At 63.1% G+C, this 26,353-nt stretch carries 22 protein-coding genes, 1 tRNA gene and 1 pseudogene; 11 read left to right on the forward strand and 13 right to left on the reverse strand.

The window, feature by feature from the left end; translation table 11 throughout:
• Positions 1 to 35: 35 nt before the first annotated feature.
• The 3 genes from BUA69_RS15670 to BUA69_RS15680 form a co-directional block, all read right to left on the reverse strand.
• Positions 36 to 713 (reverse strand): nucleotidyl cyclase domain-containing protein, encoded by a 678-nt coding sequence (locus tag BUA69_RS15670; protein ID WP_046135240.1) that lies wholly within the window; start codon positions 711 to 713, stop codon positions 36 to 38.
• A gap of 160 nt (positions 714 to 873) precedes the next feature.
• Complete coding sequence (locus BUA69_RS15675) at positions 874 to 1,248, reverse strand: YciI family protein (RefSeq protein WP_046135239.1); 375 nt, start codon at positions 1,246 to 1,248, stop codon at positions 874 to 876.
• Positions 1,249 to 1,320: 72 nt separating this feature from the next.
• Complete coding sequence (locus tag BUA69_RS15680) at positions 1,321 to 2,187, reverse strand: EamA family transporter (protein ID WP_244468748.1); 867 nt, start codon at positions 2,185 to 2,187, stop codon at positions 1,321 to 1,323.
• Positions 2,188 to 2,341: 154 nt separating this feature from the next.
• Here BUA69_RS15680 and BUA69_RS15685 point away from each other — a divergent pair, with 154 nt between their 5' ends.
• Genes BUA69_RS15685 through BUA69_RS15695 form a run of 3 tightly spaced genes read left to right on the forward strand, consistent with a single transcriptional unit; the run spans position 2,342 to position 5,167 of the window.
• Positions 2,342 to 3,403: an aldo/keto reductase gene (locus tag BUA69_RS15685; protein ID WP_046135238.1), complete on the forward strand. Its 1,062-nt coding sequence runs from the start codon at positions 2,342 to 2,344 to the stop codon at positions 3,401 to 3,403.
• The gene (locus BUA69_RS15690) at positions 3,378 to 4,079 is read left to right on the forward strand and encodes a fumarylacetoacetate hydrolase family protein (protein ID WP_072866587.1); all 702 of its coding nucleotides are present in this window, start codon (positions 3,378 to 3,380) and stop codon (positions 4,077 to 4,079) included. Before BUA69_RS15685 ends, BUA69_RS15690 begins: the two co-directional genes overlap by 26 nt.
• Positions 4,079 to 5,167 (forward strand): ATP-dependent DNA helicase, encoded by a 1,089-nt coding sequence (locus BUA69_RS15695; RefSeq protein WP_046135236.1) that lies wholly within the window; start codon positions 4,079 to 4,081, stop codon positions 5,165 to 5,167. The genes BUA69_RS15690 and BUA69_RS15695 overlap by 1 nt, the downstream gene beginning before the upstream one ends.
• 126 nt (positions 5,168 to 5,293) lie before the next feature.
• Here the strand turns inward: BUA69_RS15695 and BUA69_RS15700 are convergent, their stop codons facing one another.
• Both BUA69_RS15700 and BUA69_RS15705 read right to left on the reverse strand, forming a co-directional pair.
• The gene (locus BUA69_RS15700; RefSeq protein ID WP_046135235.1) at positions 5,294 to 6,130 is read right to left on the reverse strand and encodes a transglutaminase-like domain-containing protein; all 837 of its coding nucleotides are present in this window, start codon (positions 6,128 to 6,130) and stop codon (positions 5,294 to 5,296) included.
• 22 nt (positions 6,131 to 6,152) lie between these two features.
• On the reverse strand, positions 6,153 to 6,485 hold the full coding sequence (locus tag BUA69_RS15705) for a nuclear transport factor 2 family protein (RefSeq protein WP_046135234.1): 333 nt from the start codon (positions 6,483 to 6,485) through the stop codon (positions 6,153 to 6,155).
• A 201-nt stretch (positions 6,486 to 6,686) separates the two neighbouring features.
• On the opposite strand from BUA69_RS15705, the pseudogene BUA69_RS15710 reads away from it, so the two are divergent.
• Together BUA69_RS15710 and BUA69_RS15715 are read left to right on the forward strand one after the other, a co-directional pair.
• Positions 6,687 to 8,534, forward strand: a pseudogene (locus BUA69_RS15710) (cation:proton antiporter domain-containing protein); the annotation flags it as partial.
• A 626-nt stretch (positions 8,535 to 9,160) separates the two neighbouring features.
• Entirely contained in the window at positions 9,161 to 9,598 is a 438-nt protein-coding gene (locus BUA69_RS15715; protein ID WP_046135233.1) for an RrF2 family transcriptional regulator, read from the forward strand.
• A 59-nt stretch (positions 9,599 to 9,657) separates the two neighbouring features.
• On the opposite strand, the gene purU is transcribed toward BUA69_RS15715, so the two are convergent.
• From purU to BUA69_RS15740, 5 genes are all read right to left on the reverse strand, one after another.
• Positions 9,658 to 10,512, reverse strand: coding sequence for a formyltetrahydrofolate deformylase (purU, locus tag BUA69_RS15720; protein WP_046135232.1), 855 nt, complete (start codon positions 10,510 to 10,512; stop codon positions 9,658 to 9,660).
• A 380-nt stretch (positions 10,513 to 10,892) separates the two neighbouring features.
• Entirely contained in the window at positions 10,893 to 11,702 is an 810-nt protein-coding gene (locus tag BUA69_RS15725; RefSeq protein WP_046135231.1) for an ABC transporter permease subunit, read from the reverse strand.
• A 1-nt stretch (position 11,703) separates the two neighbouring features.
• The gene (locus BUA69_RS15730) at positions 11,704 to 12,657 is read right to left on the reverse strand and encodes an ABC transporter permease subunit (protein ID WP_082093815.1); all 954 of its coding nucleotides are present in this window, start codon (positions 12,655 to 12,657) and stop codon (positions 11,704 to 11,706) included.
• Between the two features lie 163 nt (positions 12,658 to 12,820).
• Positions 12,821 to 13,969, reverse strand: coding sequence for an ABC transporter ATP-binding protein (locus BUA69_RS15735; protein WP_046135230.1), 1,149 nt, complete (start codon positions 13,967 to 13,969; stop codon positions 12,821 to 12,823).
• 197 nt (positions 13,970 to 14,166) lie between these two features.
• Complete coding sequence (locus tag BUA69_RS15740) at positions 14,167 to 15,258, reverse strand: polyamine ABC transporter substrate-binding protein (protein ID WP_046135229.1); 1,092 nt, start codon at positions 15,256 to 15,258, stop codon at positions 14,167 to 14,169.
• 465 nt (positions 15,259 to 15,723) lie between these two features.
• Between BUA69_RS15740 and BUA69_RS15745 the strand changes: the two genes are divergently transcribed.
• The 3 genes from BUA69_RS15745 (at position 15,724) to BUA69_RS15755 (ending at position 18,025) form a co-directional block, all read left to right on the forward strand.
• Positions 15,724 to 16,671 carry a pseudouridine-5'-phosphate glycosidase gene (locus tag BUA69_RS15745; protein WP_046135228.1) on the forward strand — a complete coding sequence of 316 codons (948 nt, stop codon included), beginning with the start codon at positions 15,724 to 15,726 and terminating at the stop codon, positions 16,669 to 16,671.
• Complete coding sequence (locus tag BUA69_RS15750; protein WP_046135227.1) at positions 16,668 to 17,552, forward strand: carbohydrate kinase family protein; 885 nt, start codon at positions 16,668 to 16,670, stop codon at positions 17,550 to 17,552. Before BUA69_RS15745 ends, BUA69_RS15750 begins: the two co-directional genes overlap by 4 nt.
• Positions 17,553 to 17,668: 116 nt before the next feature.
• On the forward strand, positions 17,669 to 18,025 hold the full coding sequence (locus BUA69_RS15755; protein WP_201777453.1) for a DUF1304 domain-containing protein: 357 nt from the start codon (positions 17,669 to 17,671) through the stop codon (positions 18,023 to 18,025).
• 103 nt (positions 18,026 to 18,128) lie between these two features.
• On the opposite strand, the gene BUA69_RS15760 is transcribed toward BUA69_RS15755, so the two are convergent.
• Together BUA69_RS15760 and BUA69_RS15765 are read right to left on the reverse strand one after the other, a co-directional pair.
• On the reverse strand, positions 18,129 to 19,523 hold the full coding sequence (locus BUA69_RS15760; protein WP_046135225.1) for a M20/M25/M40 family metallo-hydrolase: 1,395 nt from the start codon (positions 19,521 to 19,523) through the stop codon (positions 18,129 to 18,131).
• 175 nt (positions 19,524 to 19,698) lie between these two features.
• Positions 19,699 to 20,391 carry a Crp/Fnr family transcriptional regulator gene (locus BUA69_RS15765; protein ID WP_244468747.1) on the reverse strand — a complete coding sequence of 231 codons (693 nt, stop codon included), beginning with the start codon at positions 20,389 to 20,391 and terminating at the stop codon, positions 19,699 to 19,701.
• A 264-nt stretch (positions 20,392 to 20,655) separates the two neighbouring features.
• Here BUA69_RS15765 and BUA69_RS15770 point away from each other — a divergent pair, with 264 nt between their 5' ends.
• Both BUA69_RS15770 and BUA69_RS15775 read left to right on the forward strand, forming a co-directional pair.
• Positions 20,656 to 22,899 carry a sensor domain-containing protein gene (locus BUA69_RS15770; RefSeq protein WP_052950541.1) on the forward strand — a complete coding sequence of 748 codons (2,244 nt, stop codon included), beginning with the start codon at positions 20,656 to 20,658 and terminating at the stop codon, positions 22,897 to 22,899.
• 196 nt (positions 22,900 to 23,095) lie between these two features.
• Positions 23,096 to 24,853: a globin-coupled sensor protein gene (locus BUA69_RS15775; protein WP_244468746.1), complete on the forward strand. Its 1,758-nt coding sequence runs from the start codon at positions 23,096 to 23,098 to the stop codon at positions 24,851 to 24,853.
• 80 nt (positions 24,854 to 24,933) lie between these two features.
• Here BUA69_RS15775 and BUA69_RS15780 read toward each other — a convergent pair.
• Positions 24,934 to 25,009: transfer RNA gene (locus BUA69_RS15780), tRNA-Ala, on the reverse strand.
• A 324-nt stretch (positions 25,010 to 25,333) separates the two neighbouring features.
• Here BUA69_RS15780 and BUA69_RS15785 point away from each other — a divergent pair.
• Positions 25,334 to 26,089, forward strand: a complete 756-nt coding sequence (locus BUA69_RS15785) for an SDR family oxidoreductase (RefSeq protein WP_046135224.1) — start codon at positions 25,334 to 25,336, stop codon at positions 26,087 to 26,089.
• Positions 26,090 to 26,353 lie beyond the last annotated feature (264 nt).

Genomic DNA, 26,353 nt, shown 5'->3' on the forward strand with positions numbered 1-26,353 from the left:
GGGGGCAGGGCAAGGCCCTGCCGGACGCCCGGAAGCTAGGCTGCGGCGACAACGTAGCTGTTGGGCGCCTGGGCCCGGGCCTGCTCGAGGCTTTCATGGGCACGGGCCATGAGGTCTTCGCCCATCGGATTGGTGACGACGATGCCGCCGACAGCGACGGCAATTTCCTCGAGACCTTCGCGATCGCCGAAGAAGATGGTGTCGGTGACAGCCGAGCAGATCCGCGAGGCAATTTCTTCGGAGCGCCATTGCGGGGCGCCGCGCAGGAAGACCGAGAAGGCACCGTCGGCGGTGAGGCCGATCAGGTCGTCATGGCGAACATTCTGGCGAATGGCCTGCAGAATCAGCGAGCGGCTTTCCCCATTTGCTTCCGCCGGCATGCCGGGCACCACGCCGAGACGATCAACTTCGATCACCAGCAGCGTTCCCGATGTCTTGGCCGCGGCCGCACCAAAATGGCGCATGAATTCGCGATTGTCGGTGATGAGTTCCGGCTGCGAACCTGCAAGGGGCTGGCGGACCATGGCCTCCGGCAGGCGCTGATCGACAGCCTCAGCCGCTTCATTGGGCATGAAATAGAGCATCATGGCGGCGATGAACACCATCACGGCAATGGCAAAGTCCAATATGCCCGAGGCAAAGGGTGCGGCGACGGCTCCCACGGCAATCAGCAGGAATGCAACGAGGCGCGCCGCGCCGATATGGGTAAACATGTTCTGGTTTCTCCGCCCGATCCCTGCCGACCCTAGAGGAGGGGTTGGCAACAATCTCTGACAAGAAACCATAAAATGTCGTTGATTTTATGGACGAGGCGCAGCTTTCTCTGATGCCGGCTCGCCAGCCCCGGTTTGGCAGCGGGGAAGGCGGTATCGGTCAGCTTCCAAAACGCTCGGGTTTGTAGATGGCGAGCGGGCGAATTTCGTAGGCGCCGGTGCCGGGATTGGCGACGGCCAGGTCGCGGGCAAAATCGTGGGCTTCTTCCAGGGTTTCACAATCGGCGACGAAAAAGCCGAGGAACTGTTCCTTGGTCTCGGCAAAGGGTCCATCAAGGATCATGGCATCGCCACCGGACTTGCGCAGCGTGGTGGCAGAGGTGGTTGGCTGCAGCCGCACGACGGGGCCGAGCTTGCCCTTTTGGGCCATGGCCTCTTCGACCTGGGCAAGACGCGCCATGCAGGCATCGTCCTCCTGCCTGGTCCAGGTGGCAACTGCATTCTCGTCATTATAGCAAAGGATCGCGTAGAGCATTGGGCCTCCCCGTCAGAAATATGACGAGTGATTATGCCCAAAATCAACTGCGGTTGGAAACCAGGAATGCGCTCAGGCGACTGGCGGCGGCGTGTTGCGGGCAATGGTGGCGGTGGCGCCCAGCGACGCCAGGACGATGGCGGCGATGCCGCTCATTTGCCAGAGATCGAGGCGCTCACTGAGAATGAGGAAGCCCGACAATGCGCCCAGCGCCGGCTGGCCGCTCATCAGGATGCCGAACAGGCGCGAGGGCATGTGCGGCAGCGCAATCATGTCGAGTGCATAGGGAATGGCGCTGGACAGCAGGGCCACGCCCAGCGCGATGGGCAGGATAGCGGGTGCCAACAGCGCCATGCCGGCGCTGGCAATGCCGAAGGGCAGGGCGATGATGGCGGCGATGGCGACGCCCAGGGCAGTGATGTGGGGACCGCCACCGGTACCGGCGCGCTGGCCGAAAATGATGTAGCCGGCCCAGCAGGCGCCGGCGGCGAGGGCAAACAGCACCCCGGTCATGCCGATCTCGCCATCACTCTGGCCCAGGGGGAGCAGCAGGACGAGGCCGGCCACGGCCAGTGCGATCCAGGCGAAATCGAGCGGGCGGCGTGAACCCACCAAGGCCACGGCGAGCGGACCGCTGAATTCAAGCGCCACCGCAACGCCGAGGGGGATGGTGGCGAGGGCGGCATAGAAGAACAGGTTCATCGCGCCCATGACGCTGCCATAAAGCAGCACGGCGCGCCATTGAGCGGCACCCAGTCGCTGCCGCCAGGGCCGGAACACCGCCAGAAGCACGATAGCGGCCAGGGTCAGGCGGAGTGCGGTGGCGCCGTTGGCACCGACCAGCGGAAACAGGCCCTTGGCCAGCGAGGCGCCGATCTGGGTGCAGACCATGCCCAGGCTGACGAGAACAACAGGAAGCAGAACGGATTGCGGCCGCAAGGGAGGGGCTTTCGAGGTGATGGGATCAATTAGCAGCAATCGCGGTCGTTTCCCACCCGGCGCATTTCCGCCTTCGCGCGACTGAGGCGGTGGTTTATGTAATGTTCCGGGTCTGCGACTCAGTTTCGCGCCAGGCGAATGTGGAGGAATGCCGATGCAATACCGTTATCTGGGCCGTTCGGGCCTCAAGGTTTCCACGCTCACCATGGGCACGATGACGTTTGGCGGCGGCGAAAAAATCGGCGGTACCGGACAGGACGAAGCCAATCGCCAGATCGATCTGTGCCTCGACCATGGGATCAATCTGCTCGACACCGCCAATGTCTACAATGCTGGCGTTTCCGAGGAAATGATCGGGGTAGCGCTGAGCGAGAACGGGCGGCGGCAGAAGGCGCTCATTGCCACCAAGGTGCGCTTCAAAATGGGCGAGGGGCCCAATGAAGTCGGGCTGTCACGCCATCATATCATCGCCCAGGCCGAGGCCAGCCTGAAGCGGCTCAAGACCGATGTCATCGACCTCTATCAGGTGCATGAATGGGACGGGATGACGCCCATCGAAGAGACGATGGAGGCGCTCGACACGCTCGTGAAACAGGGCAAGGTGCGCTATATCGGCTGCTCGAATTATTCGGGCTGGCACATCATGAAGGCGCTGGCGGCGGCCGATAGCCGGCATCAGCAACGCTTTGTCAGCCAGCAGATCCACTACACATTGCATTCGCGCGAAGCCGAGTATGAGCTGGTGCCGATTACCCAGGACCAGGGTCTGGGTATTCTGGTCTGGTCGCCGCTGGCCGGAGGGCTGCTCTCGGGCAAGTATCGGCGCGATGGCGGGCCGGATGCCGGGCGGCATGTGGGCGGGTTCCGCGAGCCGCCAGTGCCGGACTGGAACCGGCTTTATGACATTGTCGATGCGTTGGTCGCCATTGCCGAGGCGCGCGGTGTTTCGGGTGCGCAAGTGGCATTGGCCTGGTTGCTGGGTCGGCCGGGGGTGACTTCGGTGATCATCGGCGGGCGTAGCGAGGCGCAATTCCGCGACAATCTGGCGGCAGCTGACCTGCAACTGACGGCAGATGAACGGCAGAGGCTCGATGCGGTCAGCCAGCCGCCGCTGCTTTATCCTTACTGGCACCAAACCTTCACCGCGAATGACCGGCTGGGGCCGGCCGATCGCGATCTCCTGACCCCCTATGTGGAAGAGTTCAAGCGTGGCTGATTTTCTGTTCGAGCCTTACGCCCCGGTTTCAATCCCGATTGCGCGCGGCGGGCTGTTCGCCGTGCGGCGCATCTATTGCGTCGGGCGCAATTACGCCGAGCACATCCGCGAGATGGGCAATGATGAACGCGATCCGCCGTTCTTCTTTTCCAAGCCGGCCGATGCGGTGGTGATCGGGGGGCGTGACATGCCGTACCCGCCGCAGACGAGTGACCTGCATCATGAGATCGAACTGGTCGTGGCGATAGGCAAGGACGGCAGCGATATCGCGGTGGGCGAGGCGCTGGAGCATGTCTATGGCTATGCCGTCGGGCTCGACATGACGCGGCGCGACCTGCAGGGCGCGGCCAAGAAGGCCGGGCGGCCATGGGACATGGCCAAGGGCTTCGATCATTCGGCACCAATCGGCACCATCGAGCCAGCTGAAAGCATCGGCCATCCCAGCGCCGGGGCGATCACGCTCAGCGTCAATGGCGTTGAGCGGCAGCGCGGCGATCTCGGCGAGCAGATCTGGAGCGTCGCCGAGACCATCGCCTATCTCTCGCAATTCGTGACGCTGCGGGCGGGCGACCTGATCATGACCGGCACGCCAGCCGGCGTTGGCGCGGTGGTCAGGGGCGATGTGCTGGACGGCAGAATCGAGGGCGTCGGCACGGTCAGGACCAAGATTATCTGATGGTTGAGTGGTCGCCCCAGCAGGACGAGGCGCTGGTCGCCGTCGCCAAGTGGCTCAAGGACAAGAATGGTCCGCAGGTGTTCCGGCTGTTCGGCTGGGCCGGCACCGGCAAGTCGACGCTGGCCGTGCATCTGGGGCAGGACGTCAAGACCATCAAATATGCGGCCTTTACCGGCAAGGCGGCGCTGGTGATGCGCAAGCGCGGCTGCAAGGGCGCGCAGACCATCCATAGCCTGATCTATTCGCTGGTCAGCGAGAAAGAGGGCGAGCCGCGCTTCGTGCTCGATCCGGAATCGCCGGCGGCCGATGCCGACCTGATCGTCATCGACGAAGTTTCGATGGTCGATGAGCAGCTGGGGCGGGACCTCCTGAGTTTTGGGGTCAAGGTGCTGGTGCTGGGCGATCCGTTCCAGCTGCCGCCAGTGCAGGGCGCGGGCTTCTTCACCAGCGAAGAGCCCGACATCATGCTGACCGAAATCCACCGGCAGGCGGCTGATAATCCGATCATCCGGCTGTCGATGGATATTCGCGAGGGGGGCTATCTCGAGCGTGGTCGCTATGGCGAGTCGCTGGTGGTGGGCCGCGAAGACGTCGACCGCAATGCGGTGCTCGAGGCCGACCAGGTGCTGGTGGGGCGCAACAAGACCCGGCTGCAATATAATGACCGGCTGCGCGAACTGCGTGGGCTGCCGTTCCATGAGCCAGTCGAAGGCGACCGCATGGTTTGCCTGCGCAACAATCCGCGCAAGCGCCTGCTCAACGGTCAAATCTGGATCTGCACCGAAGTCACCCGCAAGGCCAATGGCAAATATTCGCTGCTGCTGGGCGCCGATGAAGGCAAAGGCGAAGCCAAGGTGCTGACACACAAGGCGTTCTTCTCGGGCGAGGAAGACCAGATGAGCTGGCAGGAGCGCCGCCAATATGACGAGTTCACCTTTGGATATTGCCTGACCGTGCACAAGGCGCAGGGCAGTCAATGGGACAATGTCTATCTGTTCGACGAGAGTTTTGTGTTCCGCGAGGAGCGCGCGCGCTGGCTCTATACCGGGATTACCCGCGCGGCGGAGCGGATCACGGTGGTGTCGTAGGGTCGGCTGCAGGCGCGGTCGATTGCCACTGGGTCATTGCCTTGCAGGCAGAAAACTCCTTGGCTTGATCAGGAAGAATGGATTCCCGCCTGCGCGGGAATGACTCCGTGATTTTCAATGGTTCAGTTAGTTCACGGCGATGCTGATGGCGTCGGTGGTCCAGGCGGCGTTGAGGTCGGCGCCGGGAGCATTGGCCCAGACGCGGATCGGGGATGGAAACACAGTGCCATAGATGGTGGCGAAGGCGGTGTCGGCGGCGTCGCGGCCGCAGCCGATGCGGACCATGCCGTCGAGGGCGGCCTTGCGGGTGGCGTCGAACAGATACCAGCGGTCGCCGAGATAGGCCTCAAAGACGGCGTGGAAATCCTGCGGCTCCAGCTGCCAGGCGTAGCAGGAGACGAAGCGGGCCGGGATGCCGAGGGCGCGGCAGAAGGTAATGCCGAGATGGGCGAAGTCGCGGCAGACGCCGGCGCGCAGCGAGAAGGTATCGGCGGCGGTGGTCGTGGTGTCGCTGGAGCCCGAGATATAATCGACCTCGTCATGGATCCAGTTGCAGATTTCGGCGACGCGGTTGTAGCCCATGGGGATGTGACCGAATTCGCGGCCGGCGAAGCGCGAGAGCTGGTCGGAGGGGCAATAGCGCGACGGATTGAGGAAGGGCAGGGTTTCGAGCGGCAGGCGGGCAACGAGGACTTCGGGGATAGTCTCGGGCGCGCCGCGCAGCGGTTGCAGATCGATTTCCGCCTCGTAGCGCAGCTTCACCAGGCCCTGGGGCACGATCAGCCGGCGATAGCGATTGCCGCTCTGACTGGCAGTGCCCTCCTCGGCAATGAGGTCGGGCGTGATGGTGAGGGTTTCGTCGAGCACCGTCTGGTGCCCGCCGGCCATCGCCTCGATATTGAAGATCAGGGTCGCCTGATCGGCGACCTCATAGGCGATGTCGCAGCCGACGGACAGTTTCAAACGGCGATCCCCAATGTTGCGCTCATGCCTCGGAAATCTTCATCTCGCGGATGGTGTCGCCATCGAGCAGGAAGGTGAAAATGCCCGGGCCGGTAAAATAGCTGCTGACCCATTCGGTCCGTAAACTAATGCGGGCCGGCGTCTGTTCGATGACCTGACTGTAGGTGAGAATGCCCTTGGCGCCGATCAGTTCCTTGTCGCTCCAGCCGCGAATGGCCTTGTGGCCGGAAAACCGACGGCCCCAGTCCTCGACAATGCCGTCGGCGGGAAATAGCGCCAGAAAGGCTGCAGTATCGCCAGCGTTGACCGCGTCGCGAAAGGCCAGCAGCGGGGCGGGCAGGGCGTCATCGGCCATTGGGTATCCTCCAAATGCGCGAGGTGCGGTCATAACAATGACAAACTTAGACTACCGCATCGCGTAGTGTGAAGTCCTGCGCTCAAACCAGCTTAATCGCTGATCCTTTTGCAGAGCAGGCCGCTTGCGCGCCGCCCGTCGATACCCCATCCTGCCAGTAGACAATCTCAACCCAGGTCCCTGACCGCACGGAGACTGCCCATGCACCATGACTCGCCCCTGGTCTCCACGATCGTCGCGGGTCTCGTGCTTGCGTTTATTTTTGGCATGATCGCCAACCGGTTCCGGCTGCCGCCGCTGGTGGGGTACCTGCTGGCCGGGGTCGTGGTCGGTCCCTATACGCCGGGTTTTGTCGCCAATCAGGCGCTGGGGGCCGAACTCGCCGAAATCGGCGTGATCCTGCTGATGTTCGGGGTGGGGCTGCATTTTTCGCTCAAGGACCTGATGAGCGTGCGGGCGCTGGCCATTCCAGGCGCACTGGCGCAGATCGCTTTGGCGACGGCGCTTGGCTTTGGCATGGGCAGCTTGATGGGCTGGGAGATGGGCGCAGCCCTGCTGTTCGGCCTGGCGCTGTCCTGCGCGTCCACCGTGGTGTTGCTCAAGGCGATGCAGGATCGCCGGCTGATCGAAACCGAGCGCGGGCGCATTGCCGTCGGTTGGTTGATCGTCGAAGACCTGGCGATGGTGCTGGCGCTGGTGCTGATCCCCGCTTTTGCCGCGCTGGGCGGCATCGATAGCGGCATCCACGATCCTTTCGTGTCGTTTGTCGAGCGGCTGATCGGTGGCCCGGTCGGCATTTGGGGCGTTCTGGCGCTGACGGTGGTCAAGCTGGGCGCGTTTGTCGGCTTTATGCTGATTGTCGGCCGCCGCATCATCCCCTGGGCGCTGCATGCGACGGCCCATACCGGATCGCGCGAACTGTTCCGGCTGGCCGTGCTGGCGATTGCGCTGGGCGTGGCCCTGGGCTCGGCGGTGTTGTTCGGTGTGTCGCTGGCGCTGGGCGCCTTCTTTGCCGGCATGATCCTGAGTGAAAGCGAATTGAGCCATCGGGCGGCGCAGGAAACCCTGCCGCTGCGTGATGCCTTTGCGGTGCTGTTCTTCGTTTCGGTGGGCATGCTGTTCGATCCAAGCATTATCCTGACCGACCCGCTGCCGGTGCTGGCCACCGTGTTCATCATCGTTATCGGCAAGTCACTGGCGGCGTTTGCCATCGTGCTGGCATTCAAGCGGCCCCTGTCGACCGCGCTGACCATTTCGGCATCGCTGGCGCAGATCGGCGAATTTTCATTCATCCTGGCCAGCATGGGCGTGGCGCTGACCATTCTGCCCAAGGAAGCGCAGGACCTGATCCTGGCTGGCGCACTGATCTCCATCGTTCTCAATCCCCTGCTGTTCTGGGCGGCCGATGTCGCCCGGCCGGGACTGGAAGCGCGGCTGCAGCGGCATCGGGTCGAGCCGGTTGGCGCGGGCGTGCGGGTCGAACCCGGCGCCGCGCCAGCGGATGCCGGCGCGGTGGACGCCGTGACGCCCGAAGCGGCAGCGGCGGAGAGCGTCGAGGTGTTTGAAGAGGATGTGATCGAGCCGAGCAAACAGACCGGGCACACCGTGCTGGTGGGCTTTGGCCGGGTCGGCAGCGTGGTCGGCGAAGGGCTACACGCCGCGGGCGCGCCGCTGGTGGTCATCGAAGATGCCGATCAGCGCGTCGCGGCGGCACGCGGCTTGGGCATCGAGGTCGTGGTGGGCAATGCTGCGGGCGGCGACATGCTGAAACTGGCCAACCTGCCCGATGCCAGGTGCCTGCTGGTGGCCATTCCCAATGCGTTCGAGGCCGGGCAGGTGGTGGAGCAGGGGCGCAAGCTGTGCCCCCCGATCCGGATAATTGCGCGGGCGCATTCGGAGGAGGAAGAGGCGTATCTGAGCAATCTGGGTGCCGACCGGGTGATCATGGGCGAGCGCGAAATCGGTATCGGCATGCTGGCCTGGCTGATGGGCGAGCGGGACGATGCGGCGGCGGCAATGACAGCCGAAGTGCCGCCAGAGCCCGAACCGCCCCTGCCCAGGCTGGCACCGACGGAAAACCTGCTGGCACAGGCGAGTGGGCCGGCAGTGGTGATTGCCGTGGCGGAGCCGGTGCTGGATGAGGCCTCGGTGGGGGTTGAACCCGCCGAGACGGCTGCTGATGCGGAGCCGGTGGAAGCTGAGGCGTCCCCTGGCCTTGCCAGCGTGGCGGTGGTCGAGCCCGCTGCGGAAGGGGTGGACATCACCGCCGATCCGGTGGTGATCGAGGCGGTGGAAGCGGCTTCGACGGAGAGCGTGATCATTCTCCCGCCCCCCGAGGCGCCATTGTCGGCAGCGGAACTTGAAAGCGTGGCGACGACGCCGCGTGTCGGCGAAGCGCCGCTGGCGGTGGAGCCCGAGCAGGTCGATGACGTCGCCGAGCCAGAGGCCGCGACCGTGCCGGCGATAGCGGACCTGGCCGGGCCGAATGCCGAGGACAGAGCCGACAGCGATGGCGCGACGGACGACGCCAGCGATGCCGAAGAGCCTGCAGCGCCGGTAATCATCGTGCCGCCGGTCGAGCCGGAACCGAAGGGGTAGACCATGTCGGCTTGGTGTTGCCTCAAACAGACACAGTGGCTTCGGCCGATGCGGCCCGCCGGGAGCGTCAGGACGCCATGATCTCGCAAAAAGCCAAATATGCATTGCGGGCGCTGGTGTCGCTGGCGCGGGCCGGTCGCGGCGAAACCATGATGATCGGCGAGATTTCGCGCGAGCAGGCCATTCCCAAGAAGTTTCTCGAGCAGATCCTGCTGGAGCTCAAGCGGGCCGGGTTCGTTGCCAGCCGGCGGGGGCGCACGGGTGGCTACGAGCTGGTGCGGGCGCCCGAGCAGATCATGTATGGCGAAGTGCTGCGCCTGATCGACGGGCCGATTGCGCCGCTGCCATGCCTGTCCAAGATTGCCTATAAGCGCTGCGAGGATTGCCGCGACGAAACCAGTTGCGAAATCCGACATGTGTTCGAGCGCGTGACCATGGCCACGCGCGAAGTGCTGGATAGCACCAGCCTGGCTGACTCGCTGCGGCTCGAGGAGCTGGCGGTCCAGGGAGGTTAAGGCCGCCCACCCGGCCCAGGAGGGCCGACCTCTGTCGGGAGGGGAGAGGTGAAGACCGCCTAGCCGAAGACCACGGTCTTTTTGCCATTGAGCATGACGCGGCTTTCCAGGTGCAGCTTGACGGCGCGGGCGAGGACGCGGCTTTCCACGTCGCGGCCCGCGGCGATCAGGTCGTCGGGGCTCATGGCATGGGTGACGCGCGCGGTTTCCTGCTCGATGATCGGGCCTTCGTCGAGATCGGGGGTCACGTAGTGGGCGGTGGCACCGATGATCTTGACGCCGCGCTCATGCGCCTGGTGATAGGGCTTGGCGCCCTTGAAGCTGGGCAGGAATGAGTGGTGGATGTTGATGACCTGGCCGAAAAGGCGGGTCGACAGGGTATCGGACAGCACCTGCATATAGCGGGCCAGCACGACGAGATCGGCGCCGGTCTGCTTGACGATGGCCAGAACCTGCTCTTCCTGCTGGGCCTTGGTATCCTTGGTCACCGGCAGCAGATGGAAGGGGATGCCAGCATCTTCTGCGATCTTTTGCGCATCGGGATGGTTGGAGACGATGGCCGCGACCTCGGCGTCGAGCCAGCCGACGCGGATCTGATAGAGCAGGTGCAGGAGGGTGTGGTCGAATTTGGAGACCATGATGACGATGCGCTTCTTGCGGCTCCCGTCGGCCAGGGCGGTCTTCATCGAGAAGCGTTCGATCGGCGACTTGAGGGCGCGCTCGATGGTTTCGCGGCTGACGGCCTCGGGTGCCGTGAAGGCCAGGCGCATGAAGAAGCGGCCGGTTTCACGATCCCAGAACTGATTGGATTCTGCGATATTGGCGTTCAGCGCTGCCAGTTCGGTCGTGACCGCGGCGACGATGCCGGGGCGGTCTTCACAGGACAGGGTCAGAACAAAATTGGCCGCGGGCATAGGCATCTCCAACAAACGTCGCCAGCGGTATCAATGGCTTGAGCGTCTGCGTCAAGTCATTGAGCGCTGCGACAGTCTGGCGCTATCGCCGAGGCCAGGCCGAAGCATCGGGCGGCCAACAAAAAGGGCCACCTCGCGGTGGCCCTTCCCTTGAGTTTGACGGCCTCAAGAGCCTGAAGGAGTGGCGTCTAGCCGAGGCATGCCCCGATTTCGAACACCTTATATCCAAGACCCTCTACGAGCGCCGTAATCTCAAAAGCCATGGGATCACCTCCTTCACGTTGGTTGAACATGAGGCGATGGTGTCCTCATTTCCCGCCCCTGTCCAGAGCCTGCGTCTGGATGGGGCGATGAACGCTTCGTGATGAGCGTGAGCGGCTTCAGGGGCGGGCCTTTTTGGGGCGCGCGCGCAATTGCAGGATCGTGGCGCCGAGCACGCCCAGCGCGACGATGCCGATGATGATGGTGGCCAGAGCATTGACGTCGGGCGAGACGCCGAGCTTGACCTTGGAGAAGATCACCATGGGCAGGGTGGACGAGCCCGGACCGGACACGAAGCTGGCGATGACCAGATCATCGAGCGAGAGCGTGAACCCCAGGAGCCAGCCCGATACCAGTGCCGGGGCAATGATGGGCAGGGTGACATCGAAGAAGGTGCGGATGGGGGAGGCCCCCAGATCCATGGCGGCTTCTTCCAGGCTGCGGTCAAAATCGGACAGGCGCGACTGCACCACGACGCAGACATAGGCGGTGCAGAAGGTGGCGTGGGCGATGATGATGGTCAACATGCCACGGCCCTGCGGCCAGCCCAGAAGACTTTCCATGGCCACGAACAGCAGCAGCAGCGACAGGCCGGTGATCACGTCGGGCATGACCAGCGGCGCCGATACCATGCCGGAGAACAGCGTGCGGCCCTTGAAGCGCCGGAAGCGCACCAGCGCTACGGCGGCAAGCGTGCCGAGCACCAGGGCCATGGTGGCGCTGACTGCGGCGATCTGCAGGCTGAGCCAGGCAGCGCCGAGCAATTGCGGGTCCTTGAACAGCTCGGCATACCATTTGGTCGAAAAGCCCGACCAGACGGTGACCAGTTTGCTCTCATTGAACGAGAAGATGACCAGCGAGACGATGGGCGCATAGAGGAATGCAAAGCCCAAGGCTGCGGCGATGGGAAGGAACCAGCCCCGGCGCATGTTACTTCTCCACCATCGTGCTCTGGGCACGTTGCAGCAGCATGATGGGCACCACCACCACGACCAGCATGGCCATGGCGACGGCGGCGGCTCGCGGCCAATTGGTATTGGTGAAGAACTCATCCCAGAGCACGCGGCCGATCATCAGCGTCTCGGGGCCGCCCAGCAGCGAGGGGATGACGAATTCGCCGATGGCGGGGATGAAGACCAGCATGGAGCCGGCAATGATGCCGGGCAGCGACAGCGGCAGCGTCACCGACAGGAAGGTGCGGAGCGGGCGGGCGCCGAGATCGGCGGAGGCTTCGAACAGCGAGGTGTCGAGCTTCACCAGCGTCGTATAGAGCGGCAGGATCATGAAGGGCAGGTAGGTGTAGACGATGCCGACATAGACGGCGAAATCGGTCTGCATCATCACCAGGGGCGGCATGCCGAACAGACCCAGAAACTGGTTGATGACGCCATTGCCGCGCATGAAGCCGGTGAGCGCATAGACGCGCAGCAGGAACGAGGTGAAGAAAGGCAGGATCACCAGCATCAAGAGAATGTTGCGCCAGCGATCGGGCGAACGGGCGATGGCATATGCCATCGGATAGCCGATTAAGAGCGTGATGATGGTGGCGATCGCCGCGATGCGGATCGAGGACAGATAGGCCGCGACATAGAGATTGTCGGTAAACAGGCGAATGTAATTGTTGAGATGCAGCGTCAACTGCACCGTGCCGCCCTCGGTGGTCAGCAGCGGCGAATAGGGCGGGCGACCGAATTGCTTGGTGGTCAGCGAAATGCCGAAGACCACCGCCAGCGGGATGAGGAAGAAGACCAGCAGCCACAGCGCCGGCGCCAGCAGCACCAGCACGCGGCCCGATATGCCGACCTTGGCGAGGCGGCGTTCGACGGCGTTCCACGGGCGCAGGCGGCGCGGCGGCGGAATGGTGGGTTCGTGCGCGGTGGTCATGGCGTGTGCACTACTTGGCTGGATGCGGGTCGAAGCGTCCCCTCTCCCTTGAGGAGATTGCCGGAGAGGCGACAGTGTGTGCCACCGACGGCCCCCCACCCCCGGCCCCTCCCCTCAAGGGGGAGGGGAGCAATGGGGCCGCCAAATTGGTGATGGGAGACGATCATACCGTCAACACCGAGCCGGCATTGTCACCCCAGGTGACAAAGACGGGTTCGTCCCAGGTTATGGCGTCGGGATTGCCGCGGACCGAATTGGTCTGGCTGACGCGGATGTGTTTGCCGCTATCGAGCACGACCTGGTAGACGCTCATGTCGCCGAGATAGGCAATGTCCTCGACAATGCCCCTGGTGACATTGGCGCCGTTGAGGCCTTCGGGTTTCTCGCGGCTCAGATGCATCTTTTCGGGGCGGATGGCCCACCACAGCAGCTGGTCGGGGGCACAATCGACGCCGTGACCGACATAGATGTCGCAGCCCAGCTCGGCCGAGCGGATGCGCACATGGTCGGGTTCGTCCTCGGTGACGACGCCTTCAACCATGTTGGCGGACCCGATAAAGCCGGCGACGAACCTGGAATTGGGGAATTCATAGATGTCGGTGGGTTCGCCGATCATGGCGATTTCGCCCTGGTTCATCACCCCGATGCGGGTGGCCAGCGTCATGGCCTCTTCCTGGTCGTGGGTGACCACGATGAAGGTGACGCCCAGACTTTCCTGGATCTTGACCAGTTCGAACTGGGTCTCCTCGCGCAGCTTCTTGTCGAGCGCGCCGAGGGGTTCGTCGAGCAATAGCAGCTTGGGGCGCTTGGCCAGGGCGCGGGCAAGGGCAACGCGCTGGCGCTGGCCGCCGGAGAGCTGGTGTGGCTTGCGCTTGCCGTAATCCTGCAGCTTGACCAGCGCCAGCAGCTCGGCGACGCGGTCTGATATCTCGCCCTTGGGCATGTGATCGCGCTTGAGGCCATAGGCGATGTTCTGCTCGACATTCATATGCGGGAACAGCGCATAGGACTGGAACATCATGTTGATGGGCCGGTTATAGGGCGGCACCTGGGTCATGTCCTGGCCGTCGATCTCGATCGTGCCACTGGTGGGCTGCTCGAAACCGGCCAGCATGCGCAGCAGCGTTGACTTGCCGGAGCCCGACCCGCCCAAAAGGCAGAACAGCTCGGACTTGTAGATGTCGAGCGACACGTCATGCACCGCAATCGTATCGCCAAATTTCTTGGTGACATTCTTGATGCGCACGAACGGCTTGGCCGCGGGATCGCGCCAGGGGCGGGTGTCTATCGCAAGCTGAGGCTTCTTCGCCATTTGCGCTCTATCAACTCTACTCTGACGGCCACCTGCCGTCATCTTCTGCGCTTCCGGTGCTCACGTACTCAGCGTACGCTGCGCTCCGGTTCTCGAACATAACGGCCGGTGACTCGCCAGAGCGAATTGCTATTCGCGCAACCAGAGCCCGGCAGTTGAAAGGGGACGGCTGGAGAGCCGCCCCCTGAATGATCGTATTACTGACCGGTTTTGATGCGGGTCCAGGTGCGGGTCAAGACTTCTTCGAAATCGGGATTGTGCGCACCCATGACGAAGGCCTTGGCGATGGTTTCAGCCGGCGCATAGATGCCCGGATTGGACTTGACCTCTTCATCGACAAACGCCGTCGCGGCCAGGTTGGGGTTGGCGTAGAACACATAATTGGTGATCGCGGCCACAACCTCGGGCTGCAGGATGTAGTTGATGAACTTGTGGGCGTTTTCCGGATGCGGGGCATCGGCCGGGATGGCGAGGAAGTCGAACAGGGTCGCGGCGCCTTCCTTGGGGATCACGTACTGGACGTCGACGCCCTGGCCGGCAGCGGCTGCAGCATCGGCGGCGATGAAGATGTCGCCGGAATAGCCGAGCGCCAGGCAGATTTCGCCATTGCCCAGGTCATCGATATACTGGGACGAGTGGAAGTAGCGGATATAGGGCTTGATTGAGGTCAGCAGGGCCTCGGCCTTGGCCAGGTCTTCTTCGCTTTCCGAATTGGCATCAAGGCCCAGATAGTTCAGCGCAATGCCGACGACTTCCGAAGGGCTATCGAGCAGGCTGATGCCGCAGGAGGCCAGCTTTTCGGCGAATTCGGGCTTGAACAACAGGTCCCAGCTATCGGTCGGTGCATCGGCGCCGAGGGCTTCGGTGACCTTGGCGACATTGTAGCCATAGCCGATGGTGTTGATCATATAGGGCACGGCATGGGCGTTGTCGGGGTCCTGCTTGGCGGCAGTAGCCATGACGGCGGGATCGAGATTGCCCAGATCGGTCAGCTTGGACTTGTCGAGCGGCAGGATCAGGCCGGCCTGGATCTGGCGCTCGAGGAAATTGCCCGAGGGCACGACAATGTCATAGCCCGACGAGCCGGCCAGCAGCTTGGCGTCGACGATCTCGTTATTGTCATAGACGTCGTAATTGACCTTGATGCCGGTCTCCGCCTCGAAATTGGCAATGGTGTCTTCGGCAATGTAGTCGGACCAATTGTAAATGTTCAGGATCGGCTCTTCCTGAGCGAGGGCCGGGGCTGCGATCAGCAGGGTGCCGAGGGCAAGTGCAAGCGACTTGTTCATCCGTGAAAACTCCTTGTATGGGCTGGTTTGGTTCGCCGCGCCCGTGGGCGCCGCAGTTTGGGATAGAAGCGCCGGGGGCGCAGGGCAGGCGGAACAGGCGGAGTGCCTTGCCGTGGGGCCGGTCAGACCACCGCGATCATCTTTGCGTGCCACAGGAACAGGGGGCGGACAGGATCGGCGCTACGCCAAACGGGCGCTCGAAGGCGCTGGAGTATTCACTGGCGATTGGCCCTAATCCGGGCGCGTATCGATCCGCGGCTGGCGCGAAATCAACAATGACCGTCTTCAGCGAACTATCCCTTTGCGTCCAGAATAAGAGGGCAACCTAGAGCCAAATCGCGGGGGCGACAAGGGATTGGCGGCCAAGAATTTGCGGGGGTTGACGGCTTGCGCACGAGAAGCGCAAAACCGGGTTCAGCAAGCCACCAAGGGGTGGCCCAGATCATGTGAACGTGGAGCAACCCCATGGGCGGCAAGGCCTATCTGTCGATCAGCAACGAGGTCAAGAAGGCCCTGGCCGCCGGCCAGCCGGTCGTGGCGCTGGAATCCACCATCATTACCCATGGCATGCCTTATCCGCAGAACCTGGAAATGGCCAATAATGTGGAGGCGGTGATCCGCAAGCATGGCGCGGTGCCGGCCACTATCGCCATCATGGACGGGCGTTTCGCTGTCGGTGTTTCGGGCGAAGACCTGGAGCGGCTGGCGCTGGAAGGCGGCAAGGCCGCCAAGGCATCGCGGCGCGATGTGAGCGCCCTGCTGGTCAAGGGCGTTATCGCCGGCACCACCGTGGCGACGACAATGCAGATTGCGGCGCTGGCCGGCATCCAGGTGTTCGCCACCGGCGGTATCGGCGGCGTGCATCGGGGCGCCGAAGAGACTTTCGATATCTCGGCCGATCTCGAGGAGTTGAGCCGCACGCCGGTCGCGGTGGTTTGCGCCGGGCCCAAATCGATCCTCGATATCGGGCTGACACTGGAAGTGCTGGAAACCAATGGCGTGCCGGTGATCGGCTACCAGAGCGACGATTTCCCGGCCTTCTGGACCCGCAGCAGCGGTCACAAGGTCGATCATCGCTTCGACGATGTTGCCGATATCGCCAAGGTTGTGGCGTTGCAGGGCGAGCTGGGCCTGGGCGGCACGCTGATCGCTAATCCGATCCCGGAGGACGCGGCGCTGGACGCCGCCGTCATCGAAGCGCGGATTGTGGAGGCCATTGCCGGCGCCGAGGCGGAAGGGATCAGCCGCAAGGACGTGACGCCCTTCCTGCTCAAGCGCATTTTCGAGCTGACCGACGGCAAGTCGCTGGTCGCCAATATCGCGCTGGTGGAAAACAACGCCATGGTGGCAGCGCAGATCGCCGTGGCGCTGGCCGAGCGTAACGCCGCCAAGCTGGCCGACCGCCGCGCATGAAGAGCCGGATTCTCGTCGTCGGCGACGTGATGACCGACATCATCGTCATGCCCGAGGGGCCGATCGTCAAAGGGTCGGACCGGCGGGCAAAGGTGCGCAACCGACCCGGTGGGTCGGGGGCGAACCAGGCGGTGTGGCTGGGCGCGATGCAGGCCGATGTGCTGTTCGTCGCCCGGGTCGGCGCCGACGAGCGCGCGATGTACGAGAATTATTTCCGTGGCCTCGGCGTGGTGCCGGCGCTGGCAGGAGACCGCACGCTGCCCTCGGGCGTTCTGGTGACCATTGTCGATCCAGATGGCGAGCGCAGCTTTCTGACCGACCGTGGGGCCAATCTCAATCTCAGCAGCGACGATCTGCCGGAAGACCTGCTCGACGATGTCGGCATGGTGGTGGTGTCGGGCTACAGCTTCTTTTCACCAGGCCCGCGGGCAGCCGTGCAGGGCCTGTTCGCCCGGGCCAAGGCGCGCGGCGTGCCGGTGGCGGTCGATCCGGCATCGGTCGGGTTCCTGGTCGAGGTCGGCGCGGCGGCATTTGTCGAATGGACCCATGGCGCCGACTGGATCTTTGCCAATCAAAGCGAGGCGGAAGCGCTGTGTGGTGCCAGCGCGCTTGACGAACAGATGCGGCTTCTGGGCCAGCACTACGGCACGGTGGTGATCAAGCGTGGCCGGTTGGGAGCGGCGCTGGGCGGGCGCGATGGTGTTCGGCTGGAGCTGCCGGCGCAGGTCGTGGACGTGGTGGACTCCACTGGAGCGGGCGATGCCTTCGCCGCCGGGTTCATCGCGGCGCATGTGGCTGGCGACACCAACGCGGTGGCGCTGGCCAAGGGGATTGCCGCAGGGGCGCGGGCCGTGCAGTCAATTGGCGGTCAACCGAGCTGACGCGCCGCCCGCCGCGTGCAGTTCCGGCCGGTTCGCGCGGACAAGTGTCCAATCGGGGCAGCTGCCGCCACCAGAGCCGGCGATAGTGCCGGCGGAAAGGTCTAAATCGAATGAGTATCGCTGCCGCAATCCTCGTCGCCGCCATCGCGATCCTGCACATCTACATCCTGGTGCTCGAGATGTTCCTGTGGACCACGCCCCGAGGGCAGAAGGCCTTCGGGCTGACGCCCGAATTTGCGCAGCAAACCAAGGCGCTGGCGGCCAATCAGGGGCTGTATAACGGGTTTCTGGCGGCAGGGCTGATCTGGGGGCTGCTGACCCCGTCGGTCGAATTCGGCTGGCAGATCCAGATGTTCTTCCTGACCTGCGTGGCGGTGGCCGGCATTTATGGCGCGGCCACGGCCAAGCGCTCGATCCTCTATATCCAGACGGTGCCGGCGGTACTGGCGATGGTCGCGTTGACGCTGGCCTAGTATTTACGCCCCCATCCCTGCTCGGATGAACGGACCGGGCAAAGCCCGGTCCTGTCGCGCTTGTCTCCCCCAGAGGGGAGGGAGAAGCGGGGTGGCTTGAGGCCTATTCGGCAAATGCCGCCAGCACGCGGACCCAGGCGCGGATACCGCGATGGAAGCTCTCGAGATCGTATTTCTCATTGGGCGAGTGAATGGCGTCGTCGACATGGGCGAAGCCGATCAGCAGCGTATCGAGCCCGAGGATCTTCTTGAAATCGCCGGCAACCGGGATCGATCCACCCGAGCCGGTGATCACCGCTTCCTTGTTCCATTCGTCGCTGAGCGCGGTGAGGGCCTTGCGCAGGTGCAAGCCATCGCTGGGGACGGTAATGGCCGGGGAGCCGCCATGCTCCTTGAAGCTCACCGAGCAATCGGCGGGAATGCGCTCCTGGACATGCTGGCGGAAGGCGGCGCGGATCTTGACGGGATCCATGCCCGAAACCAGGCGGAAGGAAATCTTGGCGCTGGCCTTGGCCGGGATGACGGTCTTGAAGCCGTCGCCGGTATAGCCGCCGATCATGCCGTTGATCTCGCAGGTCGGGCGCGACCACACCATTTCGAGCACCGAGCGGTTCTGCTCGCCCGCCGGAATGGCAAGGCCGGCTTCGCCAAGGAAGGCTGCCTGATCGAAGCCGAGGCCCTGCCATTGCTTTTTGACAGCATCGGGCACTTCGGCCACGTCGTCGTAAAAGCCCGGCAGGGTGACGCTGCCATCGGGCGCGCGCAGGCTGGCGATGATTTCGGCCAGCACCTGATTGGGATTGCGGGCGGCATTGCCGAACATGCCCGAATGCAGGTCCTTGTTCGCGCAGCTGATGGTGATTTCTTCGCCGACAAGGCCGCGCAGCATGGTGGTGATCGAGGGGGTCTGGCGATCCCACATGTCGGTATCGCAGACGAGCGCAATATCGGCTTGGAGCTCGGCGGCATTGTCGCGCATGAAGGGGGGCAGGTTCTTGCCGCCGCTTTCTTCCTCGCCTTCCAGCATCATCGATATGCGTACCGGCAGGGCGCCGGTTGCCGCCTTCCAGGCGCGGCAGGCTTCGATGAAGGTCATCAGCTGACCCTTGTCGTCCGACGTGCCGCGACCCACGATGATCGTGCGGCCATCAGCGCCGTCCTTGATCACCGGCTCGAACGGATCGGAGTGCCAGAGCTCGATCGGATCGACCGGCTGTACGTCATAATGGCCGTAGAACAGCACATGGGTGCCCGGGGTCTGCGGACCATGGGCAACAACAACGGGATGGCCGGGGGTGGGGCGGGCCGCCGCGGTAAAACCCAGGCCCTCCAGATCGGCCACCAGCCAGTCGGCTGCGCGCTGGCACTCGGCAGCAAAGGCCGGGTCGGTTGAAATCGACTTGATGCGCAGCAGTGCCTTGAGGCGATCCAGGCTCTGGTCGAGCCCGGCATCGACCTGGGCGAGAACAGCATCAAGCGCGGTGGCGGCGGTGGTCATGGCAGAAATTCCCGATGAAAATTCGGCTGAACCATGACCCAGCGGTCCAACGCTGTCCAGCCATCGGCCTGCGCGCGCGTGACCGGGCCACGATGGTGCACCCGAACGGGGCGTCGTCAAACCGGTGATCGTGTCTGCGTGCCCTGCGCCCCGGCGGGGCGGCGCGCAGCTCGCTTCATGCAGATGCAGGCCGTTGTCTGTTGCTCGAGAGCAATGAGGCATTCGTCACGCGTGCATAGCACTGGCATGATCTCTGCTCGAGACGGGGCCGGTCGATGATTTTCAACTCACCGCGACTATATTCGAGAATGCCGTCCTTCTGCAGCTGAGCGCAAACCGCGCTCACGGTCGCCCTGCGCACGCCGAGGGTCTCCGACAGGGTTTGTTGCTTCATTGTGAACTGGTCACTCATGACGCGGTCCCGCGCATGCAGCAGCCATCGAGAAATCCGCTGCTCGGCGGAATGCAGGCCGTTGCAGGCAACCGATTCCATCGTCTGGACAATCAAGGCCTGGGCGTAGCGCAGCATGGCTTCGCGGACGCAGACAAACTCGGCCAGCGCCTCATCCAGATCCGCCACCGATATCCAGGATGTGTAACCGGGAACCTGCACCACTGATCGGCTGATCGCGACGCCGCCCCCCATGATCAGGGCAAGGCCAAGGAAGCCCTCAAACCCGAGCGATGTCTTCTCGATGGTTCTGCCATCTTCCATTTCCGCCATCAGGGAGATGACCCCCTCATGGGGGAAAACGGCGTGGGTAAATTGCGCCCTATCCTCGTAGATGACTTCGCCAACGAAGGTCTTGCGCGTGAGACTGCGACTTAAGAGGAACTCCTGTGCTGCTGGTCTCAGCTCAAGGATCACGCGGTTTCGCACTTGGGAGAGATCAACATTTGGGGGCGTTCTATTGTTCAACTCAATGCCCTTAATTCAAAATTAACCACATATATGCACGTTAGCGGACATAGGTATGATCGTATTCATGTTTTGAATGATCGGTATCGAACATTCAGGGGTCACTTTTTGAATTTTACTCCAGTGAGCGTCAAGAGTCATGGCTAAGCTGAAAATTCTCTCCACCACCCGACTTGAAGTTCCCGGTGCGCTGCCCCGCAAATGGAGCAGCGAATGAGTAGGCCGGACCGTCAAGAAATTCTTCCGCCGGAAACATCCGGCCCTGCCGTCGATGGCAGCCATTCATCGCTGGATGCCTCCGTGGCGGAAGCCGCCGCGGATCTCGCCGCCTACCGTACCGCCGTAAACCAGCAGGCCATCGTGGCGGTTACTGACCGGGCGGGCCGGATCACCGCTGTCAACGGTCTGTTCTGTCGGATCAGCCAGTATTCGCGCAGCGAGTTGATCGGCCAGTCGCACAATATTCTGAACTCCAGTTACCACCCACGCAGCTTCTTCAAGGGCATGTGGCGGCAGATTGGATCAGGCATGGTGTGGCGTGGCGACATCTGCAACCGGGCCAAGGATGGATCCATCTACTGGGTGGACACGACCATCGTGCCCAAGCTGGGGCACAACGGGCGCAGTATCGGCTATGTCTCCATCCGGTACGACATTACGGCGCGCAAGACCGCCGAAGCCGCTCTGGTCACGGAAAACCAGCGGCGCCACGATGTCGAGGCGCTGTTGCACGACATCATCGAGGCCGTTCCCAACGGCATTGCCGCCTGCGACGCAAATGGTCGTCTAATCCTCTTCAATACAGCATTTCAGGACTGCTACCCGCTGGCGCGGCAGGCAATCCATGAAGGAGCGCTCTTCGAGGACGTGCTCCGCGAGGCGACGCAGAATGGCCAGTTCGTGCTTCCGGCTGATAGCGAAGCCAGCAAGGCGGCCTTCATTGCCGCACGGCTGAAGGAGTTCCAGAGGCCCGGCAGGCGATTTGTGCAGCACCTGACGGACGGGCGCTGGCTCCAGGTGCAAGAGCGCCTTTCGCAATCCGGATACGTTGTTGGCGTGCGCACCGATGTCAGCGAACTCAAGCAGGCCGAGCGTCAGATCAAGCACCAGGCCGAACGCGACGCCCTCACGGGACTTTACAACCGGCGCGCCATTCTCGAGCAACTCGCCAGAGTGCTGAACGTCTCACGGACCAGCGAAAAGGTCGGGGCACTGATCATTGTCGATCTTGATGGTTTCAAGGCGATCAATGACAGCTATGGGCATGATGCGGGTGACCAATTGCTGGTCGCTCTTGCCGGGCGGTTGAAGGCCACGGTCCGGCAATCCGATGTTGTCGCGCGGCTTGGTGGCGATGAGTTCGCGCTGATCATCCAGAATCTCAATGCGGCGCAGGATGTCCAGCGGATAGCCGAGGCCTTGCTCCGATCGCTGAGCCAGCAGGTCAAGCTCGGTCGCCGCCTCGTCATCCCATCGGCCAGCCTGGGCGTTGCCATCTATCCCCAGGACGGCAACACGCCAAAGGAACTGCTCAAGAACGCCGATCTGGCTCTCTACAAGGCCAAGGACAGGGGGCGCGCAACCTACGTCGTCTGCAGCCCCGAACTGCGTGAAGGCAAACTCCGCCGCGCCAGCATGATCAAGGCGCTGCAGACGGCCATGGCCCGGGGCCTGATTGAAATGGCGCTTCAGCCGCTGGTCAAGGCCGGAACCGCCGAGCATGTCGGGTTCGAGGCCCTGGTGCGCTGGAGAACCCAACACCGGGACGTGCCGCCGCCCGAGTTGATCAGTCTGGCCGAAGAAGCCGGACTGGTCGTGCAGCTGGGCTACTACATTATCGACAGGTCCCTCAAAGCGCTCAAAGACCTGATGGACCTTGGGCTTAATCCAGGGCGCATCGCAATCAACGCCGCTGCCGATCAACTGCGACAGCCTGACTTTTCCCAGCGGCTAAACGAACTGATCGCCAGACACGGGCTGCTGCCCCGGGACGTCGAAGTGGAAATTACCGAGGGCGTCATACTGGCGCGCTCCTCGGCACGCATCGCGACGACGCTGCAGGAACTGCATGACACCGGCGTCAGTATCGCGCTGGATGACTTTGGCACCGGATATGCGTCGCTGTCCCACCTCAAGCAATTCCCCATCGATAGCCTGAAGATCGACCAGTCCTTCGTCCGTGGCATGACATCGGACAATGATGATTCAGTGATTGCGCGCACCGTGATTTCGCTCGCGCACAGCCTGGGCATGTCGGTGGTGGCGGAGGGTGTTGAAACCGAGGAGCAGTTCCGCTTCCTGTCCAATTATGGCTGCGATTTCATCCAGGGCTACCTGATCGGCGCGCCGATGTTCCCCGACGCCGCGAAGGCCTATCTCATCAAAGCTTCCAATCGTGCCTGCCTGTGGCCGCCGCCGGTAGCAAGCGCACGCAGCGCTGCCGGGAGGCGCGGCTAATGCCCGTCTCAGCACGCGGCCGGCGCCCGGCCACCGCAAGCGCTGCGGCAAGCCCGACCCGGCAGTTGACCTGCCGCTGACGGGCAAGCGCGCCTGCACATTTGCAGGCCCGCCAATGATCGCGCGTTTCCCCGACCGTCTTCCCAATTGCCTTTCAGCCAATAGCCAGCGCACCCCTGCAGAAAGCGTCCCCGACATGACCACATCGTATCCTTCGCCTTTGAATGAGCGCCTCGATTTCCTCGACCTGAACGCATCGGCAATGTCGAGCATGGCGACGCTGAAGCCCATGATTGATCGGCACATGCCCGAGGCAATGGAGCGCTTCTACGGCAAGATCGCGACGGTGCCCGCGGTGTCCCGCCACTTCTCCGGGCGCCAGCACATCGATCATGCCAAGGCGCGGCAGACGACACACTGGTCATCCATCGCCTCGGGCCGGCTGGATGAGAACTACTTCCAGAGCGCCAATGTCGTCGGCAATGTCCATGCGCGCATCGGCCTTGAGCCAAAGTGGTATATCGGCGGCTATGGCCTGATCCTGGAAACCCTGGTCAAGGGTATCCTGCATGATTTTCTTGCTGATAAATTCTCGGGATCAACCCTGGGCCTGGGCAAGAAGTACTCGTCCAAGCAGATCCTGGCCGAAGTCGATACCGCTTCGGTTGCGCTGACGGCGATGCTCAAGGCCGTCATGATCGACATTGATATCGCAGTGACGACCTATTTCGAAAAGACCAATGCCGAGACTGTCGAATTGAACGACCAGGTTGGTCGGGTCGTCGCCGCAGCCCAGGTCGGCGACTTTACCAAGCGCGTCGAGATCCAGTCGACCGCCCCGGGAATTGTGGCAATGGCGGAAGGTGTCAACAGCCTGATGTCCACCGTCGACGAAGGCATCAAAGAAACCGGTGGCGTGCTTGGCTCGCTGGCACAAACCGATCTGACGCAGCGCGTCGAGGGCGACTACCAGGGCGCCTTCGCCAAACTCAAGAGCGACACCAATGCGGTTGTCGACAATCTCTCGCGGGTAATTGCCCAGCTGCGGCAGACGTCCGGCTCATTGAAGACGGCGACAGGCGAGATCCTGTCGGGGGCCAATGATCTTGCCGAACGCACCACCAAGCAGGCGGCGGCGATCGAGGAAACCTCCGCGGCCATGGAGCAGTTGTCGACCACGGTGGTGGACAATGCCAGGCGCGCGGAAACGGCCAGCGCGCGAACCCAGTCCGTGTCCCGGACCGCCGAGGAAGCCGGGGAAGTGATGAAGCAATCCAACGAGGCCATGGAGCGTATCTCCACCTCCTCCCAGAAGATCTCCAATATTATCGGCATGATCGACGATATCGCGTTCCAGACCAATCTGCTGGCGCTGAATGCCTCGGTGGAAGCGGCGCGGGCCGGAGATGCGGGCAAGGGCTTTGCCGTCGTCGCGGTCGAAGTGCGGCGTCTCGCCCAATCGGCAGCCAGCGCTTCGGCCGAGGTCAAGGTGCTGATCGATCAGTCGGGCGCTGAAGTGGCCGGCGGCAGCAAGCTGGTGGCCGAAGCAACGCAGAAGCTGACCTCAATGCTTGATGGCGTCCGCGACAGCGCCGTGCTGGTGCGCGACATCGCCACGGCAAGCCAGGAGCAGTCCAACGCGATTGCCGAGGTCTCGGTCGCCATCCGGCAGATGGATGAAATGACCCAGCACAACGCGGCGCTGGTGGAAGAAACCAATGCGGCAATCGAGCAGACCGAAAGTCAGGCCAACGCGCTCGACCGCATCGTGGACATCTTCGTTATCGACGCGCGTGGCCGCCGCTCAGCGGGCCAGCAGTTTGCCGTCGTACCCTTGAAGGACGACATCAGGTCCCCCCAGGCCAAGGCAAGGACGGCCACCAAGAGTTATCCCAGCAATGGCAATGCGGCGATGAAGCCGGCGGTGGTCAAGCAGGAATGGAACGAATTCTGACGGCCACTGTCTTGCCGCTCAGGCGATGACACCCTTTACCGGCGCTCGCCGCCTAATCGAAAGTCTCGGTGCCAACGGAATGGTGGAGCTGAGCGGGATCGAACCGCTGACCTCGTCATTGCGAACGACGCGCTCTCCCAACTGAGCTACAGCCCCGTCTCCGAGGGGATTGTGCTGATATATTTGGGGGAGTGCAAGGGGGCGAAGAGCAGTGTCGTATTCGCTTCTGCCCGAGACGGTGCGCGAGGCACCTATCGGTACGGCCAGGACCGATGAGCCTCATCACCCGGCAGAACGATACTTTACTGCGCCACAGATGTATCATTGCGCGACTTACACCCGGACCATCGGGGCACCTTCTCACCATTGCGGCCGGCCGGCATCGCTGCGGCTGCTCCAGCGTGCGATCTCCAGCACCAGGCTCTGGTGAGCCAAGTCCCGGGTTTCAGCCATGCGCGACACGTTCAGACAGGATCTGCCATGACTTCTCCATTCGATCTAACGGGGCGCCATGCGCTGATTACCGGATCCAGCCGCGGGCTGGGATTTGCCCTGGCGCGGGGATTGGCGGCAGCGGGTGCCGCGGTGACGCTCAATGGGCGCGACGCACCGACACTCGAGGCGGCGGCTGCGACGCTGCGAGGCGAGGGCTATGCGGTGGACATTCTGGTGGCCGACGTCACCAATGGCGAGGCGATCACGGCAGGCATCGGCGAACTGGCCCGTCCCATCGACATCCTGATCAATAATGCCGGCATCCAGGTTCGGGCGCCCTTTCTCGAGCATAGCGTCGCGACCTGGCAGGCCATGTTCTCTACCCACATCATGGGCGCGGTGCTGCCGGCGCAGGCGGTGCTGCCCTCGATGATTGAACGGGGCGGCGGCAAGATCATCAATATCTGTTCGCTGACCAGCGAGGTGGGGCGGGCGACCATTGCGCCCTATGCGACGATGAAGGGGGCGCTGAAAATGCTGACGCGAACCATGGCCACCGAGTTCGCTGCACATAATGTGCAGGTCAACGGGATCGGCCCCGGCTATTTTGCAACCGACATGAACGAAGCGCTGATGGCGGACCCCGCATTCGACGCCTTCGTCCGGCGCCGCACCCCAGCCGGGCGCTGGGGGCAGCCGGCGGAACTGGCGGGTACGGCGGTGTTCCTGGCATCCCCGGCCGCCAACTTCGTCAATGGCCAGATCATCTATGTCGATGGCGGCATCCTGGCCGCTCTGTAGGGGTATAGAAAGGAGGGGAGCGAAGGCGATTTGTAAGCAGTGCTTACACCCGAAAATACTGGCCTGAATGCTGGTTTGAGCGGAGAGGCCTCAAATCTCTGGTGTCTTGGTCGAGTTTTCCACAAACCGGGACCCGGTCCGCCGACAAAAAGACGGAATTGTCACATTGGGTCGTTGACAGGTTGGGGGATTGGCCCTAGAACCCGCCTCACCGCTGCAGAGCGAGACGCCAACCGGCGGCGAGAACTGCGGCAAACCACTGAA

Source organism: Devosia limi DSM 17137, from assembly GCF_900128975.1.
GTDB lineage: Bacteria > Pseudomonadota > Alphaproteobacteria > Rhizobiales > Devosiaceae > Devosia > Devosia limi.

Bases quoted from the DNA above. Each gene is read 5' to 3' on its own strand.
- BUA69_RS15750 (WP_046135227.1), top strand. From the start codon at position 16,668: ATGAAGAGCCGGATTCTCGTCGTCGGCGACGTGATGACCGACATCATC.
- BUA69_RS15690 (WP_072866587.1), top strand. From the start codon at position 3,378: ATGTGGAAGAGTTCAAGCGTGGCTGATTTTCTGTTCGAGCCTTACGCC.
- BUA69_RS15685 (WP_046135238.1), top strand. From the start codon at position 2,342: ATGCAATACCGTTATCTGGGCCGTTCGGGCCTCAAGGTTTCCACGCTC.
- BUA69_RS15695 (WP_046135236.1), top strand. From the start codon at position 4,079: ATGGTTGAGTGGTCGCCCCAGCAGGACGAGGCGCTGGTCGCCGTCGCC.
- BUA69_RS15705 (WP_046135234.1), bottom strand. From the start codon at position 6,485: ATGGCCGATGACGCCCTGCCCGCCCCGCTGCTGGCCTTTCGCGACGCG.
- BUA69_RS15715 (WP_046135233.1), top strand. From the start codon at position 9,161: ATGATCTCGCAAAAAGCCAAATATGCATTGCGGGCGCTGGTGTCGCTG.
- BUA69_RS15675 (WP_046135239.1), bottom strand. From the start codon at position 1,248: ATGCTCTACGCGATCCTTTGCTATAATGACGAGAATGCAGTTGCCACC.
- purU (WP_046135232.1), bottom strand. From the start codon at position 10,512: ATGCCCGCGGCCAATTTTGTTCTGACCCTGTCCTGTGAAGACCGCCCC.
- BUA69_RS15770 (WP_052950541.1), top strand. From the start codon at position 20,656: ATGAGTAGGCCGGACCGTCAAGAAATTCTTCCGCCGGAAACATCCGGC.
- BUA69_RS15730 (WP_082093815.1), bottom strand. From the start codon at position 12,657: ATGACCACCGCGCACGAACCCACCATTCCGCCGCCGCGCCGCCTGCGC.
- BUA69_RS15745 (WP_046135228.1), top strand. From the start codon at position 15,724: ATGGGCGGCAAGGCCTATCTGTCGATCAGCAACGAGGTCAAGAAGGCC.
- BUA69_RS15740 (WP_046135229.1), bottom strand. From the start codon at position 15,258: ATGAACAAGTCGCTTGCACTTGCCCTCGGCACCCTGCTGATCGCAGCC.
- BUA69_RS15670 (WP_046135240.1), bottom strand. From the start codon at position 713: ATGTTTACCCATATCGGCGCGGCGCGCCTCGTTGCATTCCTGCTGATT.
- BUA69_RS15775 (WP_244468746.1), top strand. From the start codon at position 23,096: ATGACCACATCGTATCCTTCGCCTTTGAATGAGCGCCTCGATTTCCTC.
- BUA69_RS15735 (WP_046135230.1), bottom strand. From the start codon at position 13,969: ATGGCGAAGAAGCCTCAGCTTGCGATAGACACCCGCCCCTGGCGCGAT.
- BUA69_RS15760 (WP_046135225.1), bottom strand. From the start codon at position 19,523: ATGACCACCGCCGCCACCGCGCTTGATGCTGTTCTCGCCCAGGTCGAT.
- BUA69_RS15785 (WP_046135224.1), top strand. From the start codon at position 25,334: ATGACTTCTCCATTCGATCTAACGGGGCGCCATGCGCTGATTACCGGA.
- BUA69_RS15725 (WP_046135231.1), bottom strand. From the start codon at position 11,702: ATGCGCCGGGGCTGGTTCCTTCCCATCGCCGCAGCCTTGGGCTTTGCA.